Source organism: Actinobacillus arthritidis (genome assembly GCF_029774155.1).
Classification (GTDB): Bacteria; Pseudomonadota; Gammaproteobacteria; order Enterobacterales; family Pasteurellaceae; genus Actinobacillus; species Actinobacillus arthritidis.
Genome location: NZ_CP103833.1, coordinates 2028309 through 2041133, shown reverse-complemented (window position 1 = coordinate 2041133; position 12825 = coordinate 2028309). Strand labels below are relative to the sequence as shown.

Genomic DNA, 12825 nt, shown 5'->3' with positions numbered 1-12825 from the left:
TAAACACCTATTTAGCGGTTATCACTGGTAGAATAGATAGAATTTTCTGAAAATAGGACTTAGACAATGAGCCAAGAATATTTAGATTTTGAATTACCGATTGCCGAATTAGAAGCGAAAATCGAATCGCTACGAGCTGTAAGTGCGCAAGACGGTAAAATCGACCTTGATGACGAAATCAAACGCTTACAGAAAAAAAGCGAAGAACTCACTAAAAAAACTTTTGCTAACTTAGATGCGTGGCAAGTTTCTCGTATGGCACGCCACCCGAATCGTCCATACACTTTAGATTATATCGAACATATTTTCACCGAGTTTGACGAACTTGCCGGTGATCGTGCATTTGCAGATGATAAAGCCATTGTAGGCGGCATTGCACGCCTTGATGGTCGTCCGGTGATGGTCATCGGTCACCAAAAGGGTCGCACTACTAAAGAAAAAGTTAAACGTAACTTCGGCATGCCGGCACCGGAAGGTTATCGTAAAGCATTACGCTTAATGGAAATGGCTGATCGCTTTAATATGCCGATTATTACCTTTATCGACACACCGGGAGCTTATCCGGGAATTGGGGCGGAAGAACGTGGTCAGGCAGAAGCAATTGCACGTAACTTGCGTGAAATGGCACAATTAAAAGTGCCGGTTATCTGTACCGTGATTGGTGAAGGCGGTTCCGGTGGTGCTTTAGCTATCGGCGTAGGCGATAAAGTGAATATGCTCCAATACTCAACTTATTCAGTTATTTCTCCAGAAGGTTGTGCTTCAATTCTGTGGAAAAGTGCTGAAAAAGCCTCAACTGCGGCAGAAGTTATGGGCTTAACCGCACAGCGTTTAAAAGAGTTAAATTTAATTGATGGTATTGTGGCTGAACCATTAGGTGGCGCACATCGTGATGTTGCACAAATGGCAGAAAATCTTAAGCAACAAATTCTTGCTGATTTACAAGATTTAGCACCATTAAGCACAGAAGCGTTATTAGATCGCCGTTATCAACGTTTAATGAGCTACGGCTACGTTTAGTAAATAACAAAAAACAAGCGGTCAAATTTTTGCAAGTTTTTGCGAATATTTGATCGCTTTTTTATACACAAAAATCTGAAATTGACTATTTTAGGAAATATTCGGAAGTAAAGAAGAATGGTGCCGACTACCGGAATCGAACTGGTGACCTACTGATTACAAGTCAGTTGCTCTACCTACTGAGCTAAGTCGGCATATCTTGAAAAGAGGCGTCATTATAGTTTTTTTAACTAAAGTTACAAGCCCATTCTGTTAAATTTTTAGACATTCAAAATAGAAAAGGAGTTAATTGAATGAAAAACATTCTATCTATTCAATCTCACGTGGTTTATGGTTATGCAGGCAATAAATCCGCCACCTTTCCAATGCAACTGTTAGGTGTCGATGTGTGGGCATTGAATACGGTCCAATTTTCAAATCATACCCAATACGGCAAATGGAAAGGTCTGATTATGCCAAAAGAGCAAATCGGTGAAATTGTTCAAGGGATTGATGAGATTGGCGAATTAGCAAAATGTGATGCGGTCCTTTCTGGTTATATCGGCTCTGCTGAACAAGTAACAGAAATTGTTAATGCTTTTCATACGGTAAAAAGTCGTAATCCAAATGCAATTTATTTATGCGATCCAGTAATGGGACATCCGGATAAAGGCTGTATTGTGGCTGACGGTGTAAAGGAAGGCTTAATCAAACAAGCTATGGCTCATGCCGATATTATTACCCCAAATTTAGTTGAATTACGCGAATTAACCGGTTTAACCGTAGAAAATTTTGAGCAGGCGATTGAAGCCGTCAAAGCTATTCTGACCAAAGGTCCTAAAAAAGTGCTAGTTAAACACCTTAGTAAAGTCGGGAAACAAGCGGATAAATTTGAGATGCTTTTTGCAAGTAGTGAAGGGATGTGGCACATCAGTCGACCACTATATCCATTTGCTAAAGAACCGGTAGGTGTAGGTGATTTAACTGCCGGCTTATTCTTAGCGAATTTACTGAATGGTAAGTCGGATATCGAAGCCTTTGAACATACTGCAAATGCAGTCAATGATGTAATGGAAATTACTGCAAATTCAGGTGTTTATGAACTACAAATTATCGCCGCAAGAGAGCTTATTCTGACACCTCGTAGTCAATATAAAGCGGTAAAAATCGCCTAATCCAAATCACCTAAAACAAGATCGCTTACTTAAAAATAAGCAGTCTTTTTATTTCTTTTTCTTCCAGAAAAGCGAGATTTTATTTGTCGTATCTTATGGAAAAGAACTCATACTTCCTAAAATAACAAAAACAAAAAGGCGTGTCTTCCGACACGCCTTCTCTAGCTTTTCGCTTGATTAAATATTAAGTCAAAACCTAATTATTTAACAATTTTCGCTACAACGCCCGCACCTACTGTACGGCCACCTTCACGAATCGCAAAACGTAAACCTTCGTCCATCGCGATTGGGTGAATTAAGCTTACTGTCATTTTGATGTTGTCGCCTGGCATTACCATCTCAACACCTTCCGGTAACTCGATTGTACCTGTTACGTCCGTTGTACGGAAGTAGAACTGTGGACGGTAACCTTTGAAGAATGGAGTATGACGACCACCTTCTTCTTTTGATAATACGTAAACTTCTGATTCGAAGTCTGTGTGTGGTGTGATTGTACCTGGTTTCGCTAATACTTGACCACGTTCGATTTCTTCACGTTTTGTACCACGTAATAATGCACCAACGTTTTCACCCGCACGACCTTCGTCTAATAATTTACGGAACATCTCAACACCAGTTACGGTTGTTTTCGTAGTTTCTTTGATACCTACGATTTCAACTTCTTCACCTGATTTGATGATACCACGTTCTACACGACCTGTTACTACTGTACCACGACCTGAGATTGAGAATACGTCTTCGATTGGTAATAAGAATGGTTTATCAATCGCACGCTCTGGCTCTGGAATGTATGTATCTAAGTGGTTCGCTAACTCAAGAATTTTTTCTTCCCACTCTGGCACGCCGTTTAACGCTTGTAACGCTGAACCACGTACGATTGGTGTATCATCACCTGGGAAATCGTATTGAGAAAGAAGTTCACGTACTTCCATTTCTACTAATTCTAATAACTCTTCGTCATCTACCATGTCGCATTTATTTAAGAATACGATGATGTATGGTACACCTACTTGGCGACCTAATAAGATGTGCTCACGAGTTTGTGGCATTGGACCGTCTGTCGCGCTACTACTAAGATTGCACCGTCCATTTGCGCCGCACCTGTGATCATGTTTTTAACATAGTCCGCGTGTCCCGGGCAGTCAACGTGTGCGTAGTGACGAGTTTCTGTATCGTACTCAACGTGTGAAGTGTTGATGGTGATACCACGCGCTTTTTCTTCTGGCGCGTTATCGATTTGGTCGAATGCACGTGCCGCACCACCGAAGTGTTTCGCTAATACAGTTGTGATCGCCGCTGTTAAAGTTGTTTTACCATGGTCAACGTGGCCGATTGTACCCACGTTAACGTGCGGTTTTGTACGTTCAAATTTTTCTTTAGACATTTTAAAAGCCTCTTAAACAAACACGGTTACAAATGGTACATAACCACATTAACCAAATGTAGAAATTGTTAATAAATTTAAAACATTGAAAAGATGAAATTTAGAAAAGTAAGTGGTGCTGATAGGCGGATTTGAACCGCCGACCTCACCCTTACCAAGGGTGCGCTCTACCAACTGAGCTATATCAGCGCTTGGAGCGGGCGGCGGGAATCGAACCCGCATCATTAGCTTGGAAGGCTAAGGTAATAGCCATTATACGATGCCCGCTGTTCTAAATTCGTCTGTCCGATGTGCGATTCAATTAAGAGAAATGGTGGAGGGAGAAGGATTCGAACCTTCGAAGGCTGAGCCAACAGATTTACAGTCTGCCCCCTTTGGTAGCTCGGGAATCCCTCCACGATAATTGAATACTTAATCACGATTTGCAGTTATGGTGCCGACTACCGGAATCGAACTGGTGACCTACTGATTACAAGTCAGTTGCTCTACCTACTGAGCTAAGTCGGCGTTGCGTTGTCGTAAGCAAGTGAGGTGCATTATAGGGAAATTTTAAAAGCGTGCAAGTGTTTTTTTTCAAAAAAATTAAAAAATCCGTTTTTTCGCTTGCTTAATAAACAAAACGATTGTTTTTTATATGTTTTTACCGGTTTTAAGCAGATAAAACGCCCTATTTTTAGATTTCTATTGTATATTTACATATACGCTTTCCCTAGGAAAAGCATACTATTGCATCGGAAAATTAGAGAATTTGGCAATGAGCCTCACAAAATCAAATAAAATCACACCTTTTTTAACTTTTGATCGTCAAAAATGGGCTGAATTACGCAAATCAGTGCCGTTAAAATTAACCGAACAAGATTTAAAACCGCTTCTCGGTTTTAATGAAGATCTTTCTTTAGATGAAGTCAGCACCATTTATTTACCACTCGCACGTTTAATCAACTACTATATTGAAGAAAATCTTAAACGTCAGGCGGTGTTACATCGTTTCCTTGGCGTAGAATCGCCCAAAGTCCCTTATATTATCAGCATTGCCGGTAGTGTTTCAGTCGGCAAAAGTACGTCTGCACGTATTTTGCAAGCTCTACTTTCACAATGGCCAAATGAACGTAAAGTCGATTTAATCACAACAGACGGTTTCTTGTATCCTCTAGCGAAATTACAAGAGAAAGATTTGCTTAAGCGTAAAGGTTTTCCAGAATCTTATGACATTCATCGGTTAATTCAATTCGTATCTGATATTAAATCAGGCAAACGTCATATTAAATCACCTATTTATTCACATTTAACCTATGACATTATTCCCGATCAATATAATGTAGTTGATCAACCAGATATTGTTATTTTAGAAGGCTTAAATGTTTTACAAAGTGGGATGAATTATCCATCCAGTCCACATAATGTCTTTGTATCAGATTTTGTCGATTTTTCTATTTATGTTGATGCAGATGAAGATTTGCTTAAACAATGGTATATCCACCGTTTTCTAAAGTTCCGCCGTAGTGCGTTTTCTGATCCGGATTCTTATTTCCATCATTATTCCAAACTATCGGAACAAGAGGCGATCCAAACCGCTTCAACCATTTGGGATGAAATTAATGGCTTAAATTTGAAGAAAAATATTCTGCCTAGTCGTGACCGTGCGAATTTAATTTTGGTTAAGGGCGAAGACCACGCAATCCAGACGGTTAAACTACGGAAATAGCTAACCACAAGTAGTAATATTTAATAAAAACCCACTAAATTAGAGCGATTAATCTGCAATTTTTTGTTAAGCTAATCGCCTATTTTTGCAAATTTTTAAACAAAAAAGACCGCTTATGAATAAAAAACTTTTGCTTCCTTTCATCATTTTTTTAGCGTTAACTGTAACATTTATGGTGCAACTTTCTCGTAATGCTCAAGGTGATGACCCGAAAAAATTAGAATCTGCATTAGTCGGTAAAACGATTCCTGATTTCCGTTTAGAATCTTTACTTGATGAAAAACAAATGCTTGATCAAAATGTATTAAAAACAGGTAAACCGCGTTTGTTAACTGTTTGGGCAACTTGGTGTCCAACTTGCTATGCCGAACATGAATATCTTACATTACTCGCTAAACAAGGCGTAGAAATTGTCGGCGTGGACTATAAAGATGAGCGTTCTAAAGCAATGAAATTCCTTGCCAGTTACGGTAATCCTTACAAATCGAATATTTATGATCCGAAAGGCTCTTTAGGTTTAGATCTCGGTGTTTACGGTGCGCCTGAAACTTTTATTATTGACGGTAAGGGTGTTATTCACTACCGCCATGCAGGCGATGTAAATGATCAAGTATGGAACCAAGTATTAAAACCGATTTATGAAAAACTTAAGCAACAATAATAATATGAAAAAATTATTTTCGATTTTCTTAATGGCAAGTGCGGTTGTTACTGCCGCTCCGGTTGAATTTAACCAATTTGATTCGGAGCAACAAGAAGCTGATTATCACAGCCTCATTCAAGAATTACGTTGTCCACAATGTCAGAACAATAATATTGCTGATTCTAACGCAACTATCGCAACCGATATGCGTGTAAAAACCTTAGAGTTACTCAAACAAGGTAAAAGCAAAGATGAAGTGGTCAATTATATGATTGAACGATACGGTAATTTTGTTACCTATGATCCACCGTTAACACCTGCAACAGTATTACTTTGGGCATTACCGGTCGCATTATTACTACTTGGCTTCGGTTTAATTTTTGGACGTAAATCTAAAGTGAAACAAGCGGTTAAATCTGAGCAAAATTCTGCATCAACCATTGATCAGGCCCGTTTAAACCAAATTTTAAACCATAAGGATGACTAATGAATTTTTGGATTATTATTACGCTCGTAACGCTTGTTACCTGTTTTATTGCGTTCTATCCACTCTTAAAAAAAGCGGTAAAAAGCGATTCAACTAAACGTGATAGCCTAAATAAAGCATTTTATTTAGATCGTTTAAAAGAAGTAGAACGTGAAGCAAATGAAGGGGTAATTGATGACCCCGAAAAAACCAAATTAGAACTTCAACAAAGTTTATTGGACGATATTCCTGAACAAAAAGAGGTAATTCCGACAAAACCAAGCCATATCGGTAAAATTTGGTTTGTTGTATTACTGTTAGCCGTTGGTATTATCGGCACGACAGCTTATGTCAGCGTGGGGGCATGGCAAGCCGGTACGATGATTGATATGACCCATAAAAAATTAGAATATTTTTATGAACGTATCAAAGATGAAGACACCAATCCATTGTCTGAACAAGAGTTAAATCAATTTGCGATGGCATTACGTGTGGAATTACAGGATAAACCGAATGATGCTAAAGGTTGGTTTATGTTAGGTCAAATCGGGATGGCGAAAGATGACGGTCAATTAGCTTTAGAAAGCTATGAAAAGGCAAGCAAATTAGACCCGAAAAATCTGCAATATAAAGGCAGTTATGCACAGATACTGATGTTCTCGCAAGATCAGGCGGATAAAGCCAAAGGTAAAGAGGTGTTAAAAGAAATTTTACGCCAAGACCACACCAATTTAGATGCACTGAGCCTACTCGCTTTCAGCTCTTTTGAAGAACAAGACTACAAAATGGCGGCAATGACTTGGGGTATGATGTTAAAGCTGATTCCTGAAGGTGAGCCACGCCGTGCGACGGTTGAAAAAAGTATCAATATGGCAATGTCTATGCTAAAAGAGCAAGAAAGTAAACAACCGGTAAAAACGGAAGAGAAAAAATAATCACGTTTTAGTGAACTTATAACTGATTCGGGCGGGTTTATACCCGCCCTAAAATTGCAAAAGGACAAATCATGTTAAGTAAAGAAACATTAAAAATCGGTTTAGTTTCTGTTTCAGACCGAGCTTCTAGCGGTGTTTATCAAGATCAAGGTATTCCTGAATTACAAGCGTGGTTGGAATCCGCACTAACTGTACCATTTGAAGTTGAAACACGTTTAATTCCGGATGAGCAAGCTGTTATTGAGCAAACTCTAATTGAATTAGTGGACAGACACTGCCGCCATTTAGTCTTAACCACCGGCGGTACTGGGCCGGCAAAACGAGACGTCACACCGGATGCAACGCTTGCAGTAGCACACCGTGAAATGCCGGGCTTTGGCGAACAAATGCGTCAGGTCAGTCTACATTTTGTCCCGACTGCCATTCTTTCTCGCCAAGTCGGGGTTATTCGTCACGACTCACTCATTTTAAATTTACCGGGACAACCAAAAGCGATTAAAGAAACTTTGGAAGGGGTCAAAGATGCACAAGGCAACACGCTGGTACGAGGCATTTTTAGTGCCGTGCCGTATTGCTTACAATTATTGAGTGAAATTTATATCGACACTCGCCCTGAAATCTGCGAAAGTTTCCGCCCGAAATCAGCGAGAAGATAATCTTTAAAACCACAGAACACACTGATAACTCGGAGAACTAAACAAGCGGTTAAATTTACTGAGAATTTTACATTCCGAGTAATCTATGTTTTCCGTGGTGATTTAAAATAGGAATTTCTTATGAAAAAAATTGAAGCAATTATTAAACCATTCAAACTGGATGATGTACGAGAAGCATTAACCGATGCGGGTATTACCGGTATGACTGTTACCGAAGCGAAAGGCTTTGGTCGTCAAAAAGGTCACACCGAACTTTATCGTGGTGCGGAATATGCGATTGATTTTCTACCAAAAATTAAACTGGAAATCGTAGTAGCAGATGATCAAGTGGATGCTTGTATCGAAGCGATTATCGATACCGCACAGACAGGTAAGATCGGCGATGGCAAAATCTTTATCTATGATGTAGAGCGAGTGATTCGTATCCGTACCGGAGAAGAAAACGAAGACGCTATTTAACCATTTGTATTGATGTTATCAGATAATGAGAAGGATAACATTCAAACCAAATACGAGTAACATTCAAATAGGAACACTATGAAACAAACCGGCATCAAATGGTTGTGGCTCAGTTTAGCGACAATTATTATTGATTTATGGACCAAATACATTGTGGTACAACGCTTTGAGCTATATGAAAGCGTAAACGTACTACCGATTTTCAATTTAACCTACGTACGCAACTACGGTGCGGCATTCAGCTTTTTGGCTGATCACAGCGGTTGGCAGAAATATTTCTTCTTAGGCTTAGCCATTGTTATTTCACTCGGTTTAATCGTGATGTTATGGCGTAATCAAGCGGTCAAAAAATTGGAAAATTCTGCGTATGCCCTGATTATCGGCGGCGCAATCGGTAATGCAATTGACCGTGCTTATAATGGTTATGTGGTTGATTTCTTTGATTTTTATTGGGATATCTATCATTATCCCGTGTTTAATGTGGCGGACATTGCCATTGTAGTGGGTGCGGGATTGCTCATCTTGGAAGCATTCCTCGACAAAAAGAAAAAGAGTAATTAAATGAATATTTTATTAGCAAACCCAAGAGGTTTCTGTGCCGGTGTAGATCGAGCAATTTCTATTGTAGAACTCGCTCTCGAAATTCACGGCGCACCGATTTATGTACGTCACGAAGTAGTACATAACCGTTTTGTGGTGGACGGCTTAAAAGCCAAAGGTGCGGTGTTTGTCGAAGAGTTGGACGAAGTGCCGGACGATACGATTGTGATTTTCTCGGCACACGGCGTATCGCAAGCGGTTCGCCAAGAAGCAAAGCAACGCGGTTTAAAAGTATTTGATGCCACTTGCCCATTAGTCACCAAAGTACATATGCAAGTGGCACGTGCTAGCAAAAAAGGCACTAAAGCGATTTTAATCGGACATGAAGGTCATCCGGAAGTGATCGGCACAATGGGACAATATGACAACCAAGACGCCGGTATTTTCTTAGTGGAATCGGTCGAAGATATTGCTAGACTGCCGGTTAGCAACCAAGACGATTTGACTTTTATGACGCAAACCACGCTTTCGATTGACGATACCAGCGATGTGATTGAAGCGTTAAAAGCGAAATACCCGGCAATTCAAGGTCCGCGTAAAAACGATATTTGTTATGCAACCACCAATCGCCAACAAGCAGTTAGAGAGTTGGCAAAACAATCACAACTGGTATTAGTGGTCGGCTCTAAAAATTCTTCAAACTCAAATCGTTTAGCCGAACTGGCTTCACGTATGGGTGTGCCATCTAAATTGATTGACGGTCCACAAGATATTGATCCAAGCTGGTTAAATGGTGTGGAAACCATCGGTATTACCGCCGGTGCATCAGCACCGGAAGTTTTAGTACAATCGGTAGTGGAACACTTAAAAACCTTAGGTGTAACCGGTGTGAGCAACTTAGAAGGTTGTGAAGAAAATATGGTGTTTGAAGTACCGAAAGAACTACGTATTCATGAGGTGAAATAATGGCTGAATTAAATCGTTTTAGAATTGAGTGGGAATGTCGCCGTGGAATGCGAGAGCTAGACAAAATGATTATGCCTTTTTATAAGGAATATTTTGATGAGTTAAGCGAAGCGCAAGAAGACAAACTTTTGTAGCAATGCTCAAATATACCGATCCGGAATTATTCCGTTGGTTTATGCACCAAGCCCCTGCCCCAACGCAAGAAATGACCGATTTAATCGAATTAATCCGTTCTAAAATCGAGCGTTAATCCCTACTGCAAGCGGTCATTTTTGGTAAAAATTTGCTAAAAACGACCGCTTGTTACGTTGTTCTTACTGGCAAACAGATAAGAGTTTGTGATTTAAGTTTTGCTGTTCAAGTACAAATAAAACCGCTTTTGCCAACGCTTTACGACTCATATAACTGCCGGGCATTGCCGTTGCATTTTCAATCAACCGGAAGGTTTCGTCTTCGTCAAGATTCAATCCACACGGACGTAAAATTATCCAATTTAGCGAGCTTTCACGCAGTAAGTTTTCCGCCTGTGTTTTTTCTTGTAGCGCTTCACCCAGCACTTGTTTTACCGGCTCAGGCAAGAATAACCACTGTTCACCGCAACCCATACTGGTAATAAAAATAAAACGAGCGGCAGGTGCATATTTCAGCATGGCACGAATAATATTGATATTGCCGACAGCATCGCTACGCACACCGTCTTTTTTGCCACCGATATAGCTAATCACCACTTTTGGCGAATATTGTCGCATCACCGCTTCACAGGCTTCTGGTGACATTACATCGGCAACCGCTGTTTGGCGATCCGCAAAAAACGGATCTGCCGAAGGTTGGCGCAAACACCGAGACGATTGGCTGATCAGCCGCCGTCAGTAATGCGCGTCCGGCTAAGCCGTTGGCTCCAAATAATAAAATCATTATTCACCCTTGATTAATTGACGCATAAAGTCGATTTGGTTTTGACGTAAATTGCGAGCTTCATCACGTCCGACAAAGATTTTAAACATTGCACCGCCTTGATGGTTAATAAAGTTAAGCGATACGGTATGTTTGCCCATAAACGGACGTTCAAGTAAATAAATCAGCCGCACAGTTTTCATAACGTAAGTGACCGTGTACGCCACCTTCCTGAGCGTGATCAAAATTGTAAAATCCTCTGCCGATTTGACCGCTTGGTAGCTTGCCGGTGACTTCAACGACCGTATCCGGCGTGTGTGCAATAAAGGTCACTGCCTCTTCTAGCGTTGCTAGCGCTTGCATGATTTCCACAAAACGTGCGCCGTCCGTTTTGGTGACCATTTCCGCCGGTAAGCGACTAATCACTTCTTCTAAGTCGCATTGTTTCATACCGGCAACCATTTCTAAAATTTGCCCCGGGTTTTCAGCAAGTGATTGACGTAATTCACCTAATTGTTGTTCACTTAATTTAACCATGCTGTTCTCCTTTTTATCTTCTGTGGGTAGCGTGAGCATTAATTTGCGGATCAAGGTAGGTGACCAGTATCGGCCGCTAATATTCAAGCGAGCGATGCCTTCTTGATCAATGTTTAATAAAGATAATTGTCGCCATTGCATCAGCAATTTCATTGCTTTCGGATTATGTTTAAATAACTTAATATCCAGATAACCCAGTTCTAAATCGTGTTGCACGACACCAAGTAACGGCTTATTTGCACCGTGTTTACTTAAAAACGACAGCGCTTTTTTATCTGCCGGTGTGTCTAAATAAGTTTGTAATGTGGAATGCACTTGGAAGCTATAACCGCCGAAATTACCGCCTGCACCGGAGCCGAAAGCCAGACACGGCATATTGGATTTAACTAACGTGTTATAACGGTTTCGTTCCCCTCGATTCGGGAAAGCAAAGTGGTTATTACTTACTTGTTGCCAACCGGCTTTTTGTAAATTCTCTACCGCATAGGCGTAATGTTGCGCTTGTACCTCAAAACTTGCGGCAGGCAGAGAACCGTGTTCAATCATTTTATTAATCGGTAAAAACGGATAATTATTAAACGCATAAATATCCAAACCCGATAACGGTAGGCTACTTGCCACTTGAATATCATTTGCCCAAACTTCGTCCGTTTGATTTGGTAAACCAAAAATCAAATCAGCAACAACAACCGCATCCAATTCACACAAGGCTTTGAGGTATTCGTAAGCTTCCTCGCCGCTATGTTTACGTCCTAAACGTTTACGAATTTTTGAGTTAAAGGTTTGAATACCGATTGAAATACGATTCACGCCGGCGGCTACGCAAGCACGAGCCTTTTCAATATCAAAATGACTCATACGGCCTTCAATCGTAAATTCGCAATCTTCCGCCAGCGGCAAATATTGGTAACAGGCTTTGATTAAACGCACTAGATCTTCGGTATCCAGTGCAGTTGGCGTTCCGCCACCGAAATAAACCGCTTTGATTTTACCGTTCCCTTGGCGGATACCGGCTTCATACGCCAATTCTTCAATCAGTTTATCAGTATAGATTTTGCTATAGTCTTGTTTCCACGCATTGCGATAAAAACCACAGAAAATACAATGACCGGCACAAAAAGGAATATGGAAATACGCCAAACCGTCTTGTTTGAGGGCGTGAATAGCGACTTGCCTCCATAAATTCTGCCATTCTTGTTGTGGCACAGCCTCACCACCCCAGATCGGCATTAACGCTTGGCGTTCAGGAAATGCTTGTGGAACGGCTAGGGTTGCTTGCCAATTTTTTGTTGTAATCATAATCGCTTCCTCCGTCTGTAAAACGAGAAAGGAGTTATACAGAATCTAATTGTAAATGATATTGATTTTTATCAAGATCTGTCAAGTTAATTATAACACTTACAAAAAAAGCAGAGCTTTCGCTCTGCCTTTTCACTTAATGCCTTAAAATAACGATATTACGTAGC

General features: G+C 40.5%; 10 protein-coding genes, 5 tRNA genes and 4 pseudogenes. 11 read left to right on the top strand and 8 right to left on the bottom strand.

All coding sequences use genetic code 11. The features are described 5' to 3' along the window. Positions 1–66 precede the first annotated feature (66 nt). Positions 67–1020: an acetyl-CoA carboxylase carboxyl transferase subunit alpha gene (gene accA, locus NYR89_RS09795; RefSeq protein WP_279445650.1), complete on the top strand. Its 954-nt coding sequence runs from the start codon at positions 67–69 to the stop codon at positions 1018–1020. A 118-nt stretch (positions 1021–1138) separates the two neighbouring features. Here accA and NYR89_RS09790 read toward each other — a convergent pair. Beyond that, positions 1139–1214 (bottom strand) — tRNA-Thr (locus NYR89_RS09790). Positions 1215–1313: 99 nt separating this feature from the next. On the opposite strand from NYR89_RS09790, the gene pdxY reads away from it, so the two are divergent. Then, positions 1314–2174 carry a pyridoxal kinase PdxY gene (gene pdxY / locus NYR89_RS09785; RefSeq protein ID WP_279445649.1) on the top strand — a complete coding sequence of 287 codons (861 nt, stop codon included), beginning with the start codon at positions 1314–1316 and terminating at the stop codon, positions 2172–2174. A gap of 200 nt (positions 2175–2374) precedes the next feature. Here the strand turns inward: pdxY and tuf are convergent. The 5 genes and pseudogenes from tuf to NYR89_RS09760 all read right to left on the bottom strand — a co-directional run bounded on the left by tuf (position 2375) and on the right by NYR89_RS09760 (position 4065). After that, positions 2375–3558: pseudogene (gene tuf, locus NYR89_RS09780) on the bottom strand (elongation factor Tu). Positions 3559–3671: 113 nt separating this feature from the next. Beyond that, positions 3672–3747: transfer RNA gene (locus NYR89_RS09775), tRNA-Thr, on the bottom strand. A gap of 3 nt (positions 3748–3750) precedes the next feature. Continuing rightward, positions 3751–3825 (bottom strand) — tRNA-Gly (locus NYR89_RS09770). Between the two features lie 44 nt (positions 3826–3869). Continuing rightward, positions 3870–3954 (bottom strand) — tRNA-Tyr (locus NYR89_RS09765). A gap of 35 nt (positions 3955–3989) precedes the next feature. After that, positions 3990–4065 (bottom strand) — tRNA-Thr (locus NYR89_RS09760). A 247-nt stretch (positions 4066–4312) separates the two neighbouring features. Between NYR89_RS09760 and coaA the strand changes: the two genes are divergently transcribed. The 9 genes and pseudogenes from coaA to NYR89_RS09715 all read left to right on the top strand — a co-directional run bounded on the left by coaA (position 4313) and on the right by NYR89_RS09715 (position 10178). Then, entirely contained in the window at positions 4313–5263 is a 951-nt protein-coding gene (gene coaA, locus NYR89_RS09755) for a type I pantothenate kinase (protein ID WP_279445648.1), read from the top strand. 115 nt (positions 5264–5378) lie between these two features. Further along, positions 5379–5924, top strand: coding sequence for a DsbE family thiol:disulfide interchange protein (locus NYR89_RS09750; protein WP_279445647.1), 546 nt, complete (start codon positions 5379–5381; stop codon positions 5922–5924). Next, positions 5902–6393 carry a cytochrome c-type biogenesis protein gene (locus NYR89_RS09745; RefSeq protein ID WP_279445646.1) on the top strand — a complete coding sequence of 164 codons (492 nt, stop codon included), beginning with the start codon at positions 5902–5904 and terminating at the stop codon, positions 6391–6393. The genes NYR89_RS09750 and NYR89_RS09745 overlap by 23 nt, the downstream gene beginning before the upstream one ends. Further along, positions 6393–7307, top strand: coding sequence for a c-type cytochrome biogenesis protein CcmI (ccmI, locus tag NYR89_RS09740; protein ID WP_279445645.1), 915 nt, complete (start codon positions 6393–6395; stop codon positions 7305–7307). The genes NYR89_RS09745 and ccmI overlap by 1 nt, the downstream gene beginning before the upstream one ends. 71 nt (positions 7308–7378) lie before the next feature. Then, positions 7379–7963, top strand: coding sequence for a molybdopterin adenylyltransferase (mog, locus tag NYR89_RS09735; protein WP_279445644.1), 585 nt, complete (start codon positions 7379–7381; stop codon positions 7961–7963). Between the two features lie 120 nt (positions 7964–8083). After that, positions 8084–8422 carry a nitrogen regulatory protein P-II gene (gene glnB / locus NYR89_RS09730; RefSeq protein ID WP_039198472.1) on the top strand — a complete coding sequence of 113 codons (339 nt, stop codon included), beginning with the start codon at positions 8084–8086 and terminating at the stop codon, positions 8420–8422. Positions 8423–8500: 78 nt separating this feature from the next. Further along, positions 8501–8983, top strand: a complete 483-nt coding sequence (gene lspA, locus NYR89_RS09725) for a signal peptidase II (protein WP_279445643.1) — start codon at positions 8501–8503, stop codon at positions 8981–8983. Next, entirely contained in the window at positions 8984–9928 is a 945-nt protein-coding gene (gene ispH, locus NYR89_RS09720; protein WP_279445642.1) for a 4-hydroxy-3-methylbut-2-enyl diphosphate reductase, read from the top strand. Continuing rightward, a pseudogene (locus NYR89_RS09715) lies at positions 9928–10178 on the top strand (FAD assembly factor SdhE). The gene ispH and the pseudogene NYR89_RS09715 overlap by 1 nt, the downstream one beginning before the upstream one ends. 64 nt (positions 10179–10242) lie before the next feature. Here NYR89_RS09715 and NYR89_RS09710 read toward each other — a convergent pair. After that, positions 10243–10843: pseudogene (locus tag NYR89_RS09710) on the bottom strand (NAD(P)-dependent oxidoreductase). Continuing rightward, a pseudogene (gene hutW / locus NYR89_RS09705) lies at positions 10843–12658 on the bottom strand (heme anaerobic degradation radical SAM methyltransferase ChuW/HutW). The pseudogenes NYR89_RS09710 and hutW overlap by 1 nt, the downstream one beginning before the upstream one ends. Positions 12659–12825 lie beyond the last annotated feature (167 nt).

Bases quoted from the DNA above. Each gene is read 5' to 3' on its own strand.
- accA (WP_279445650.1), top strand. From the start codon at position 67: ATGAGCCAAGAATATTTAGATTTTGAATTACCGATTGCCGAATTAGAA.
- pdxY (WP_279445649.1), top strand. From the start codon at position 1,314: ATGAAAAACATTCTATCTATTCAATCTCACGTGGTTTATGGTTATGCA.
- mog (WP_279445644.1), top strand. From the start codon at position 7,379: ATGTTAAGTAAAGAAACATTAAAAATCGGTTTAGTTTCTGTTTCAGAC.
- glnB (WP_039198472.1), top strand. From the start codon at position 8,084: ATGAAAAAAATTGAAGCAATTATTAAACCATTCAAACTGGATGATGTA.
- NYR89_RS09750 (WP_279445647.1), top strand. From the start codon at position 5,379: ATGAATAAAAAACTTTTGCTTCCTTTCATCATTTTTTTAGCGTTAACT.
- ispH (WP_279445642.1), top strand. From the start codon at position 8,984: ATGAATATTTTATTAGCAAACCCAAGAGGTTTCTGTGCCGGTGTAGAT.
- coaA (WP_279445648.1), top strand. From the start codon at position 4,313: ATGAGCCTCACAAAATCAAATAAAATCACACCTTTTTTAACTTTTGAT.
- NYR89_RS09745 (WP_279445646.1), top strand. From the start codon at position 5,902: ATGAAAAACTTAAGCAACAATAATAATATGAAAAAATTATTTTCGATT.
- ccmI (WP_279445645.1), top strand. From the start codon at position 6,393: ATGAATTTTTGGATTATTATTACGCTCGTAACGCTTGTTACCTGTTTT.
- lspA (WP_279445643.1), top strand. From the start codon at position 8,501: ATGAAACAAACCGGCATCAAATGGTTGTGGCTCAGTTTAGCGACAATT.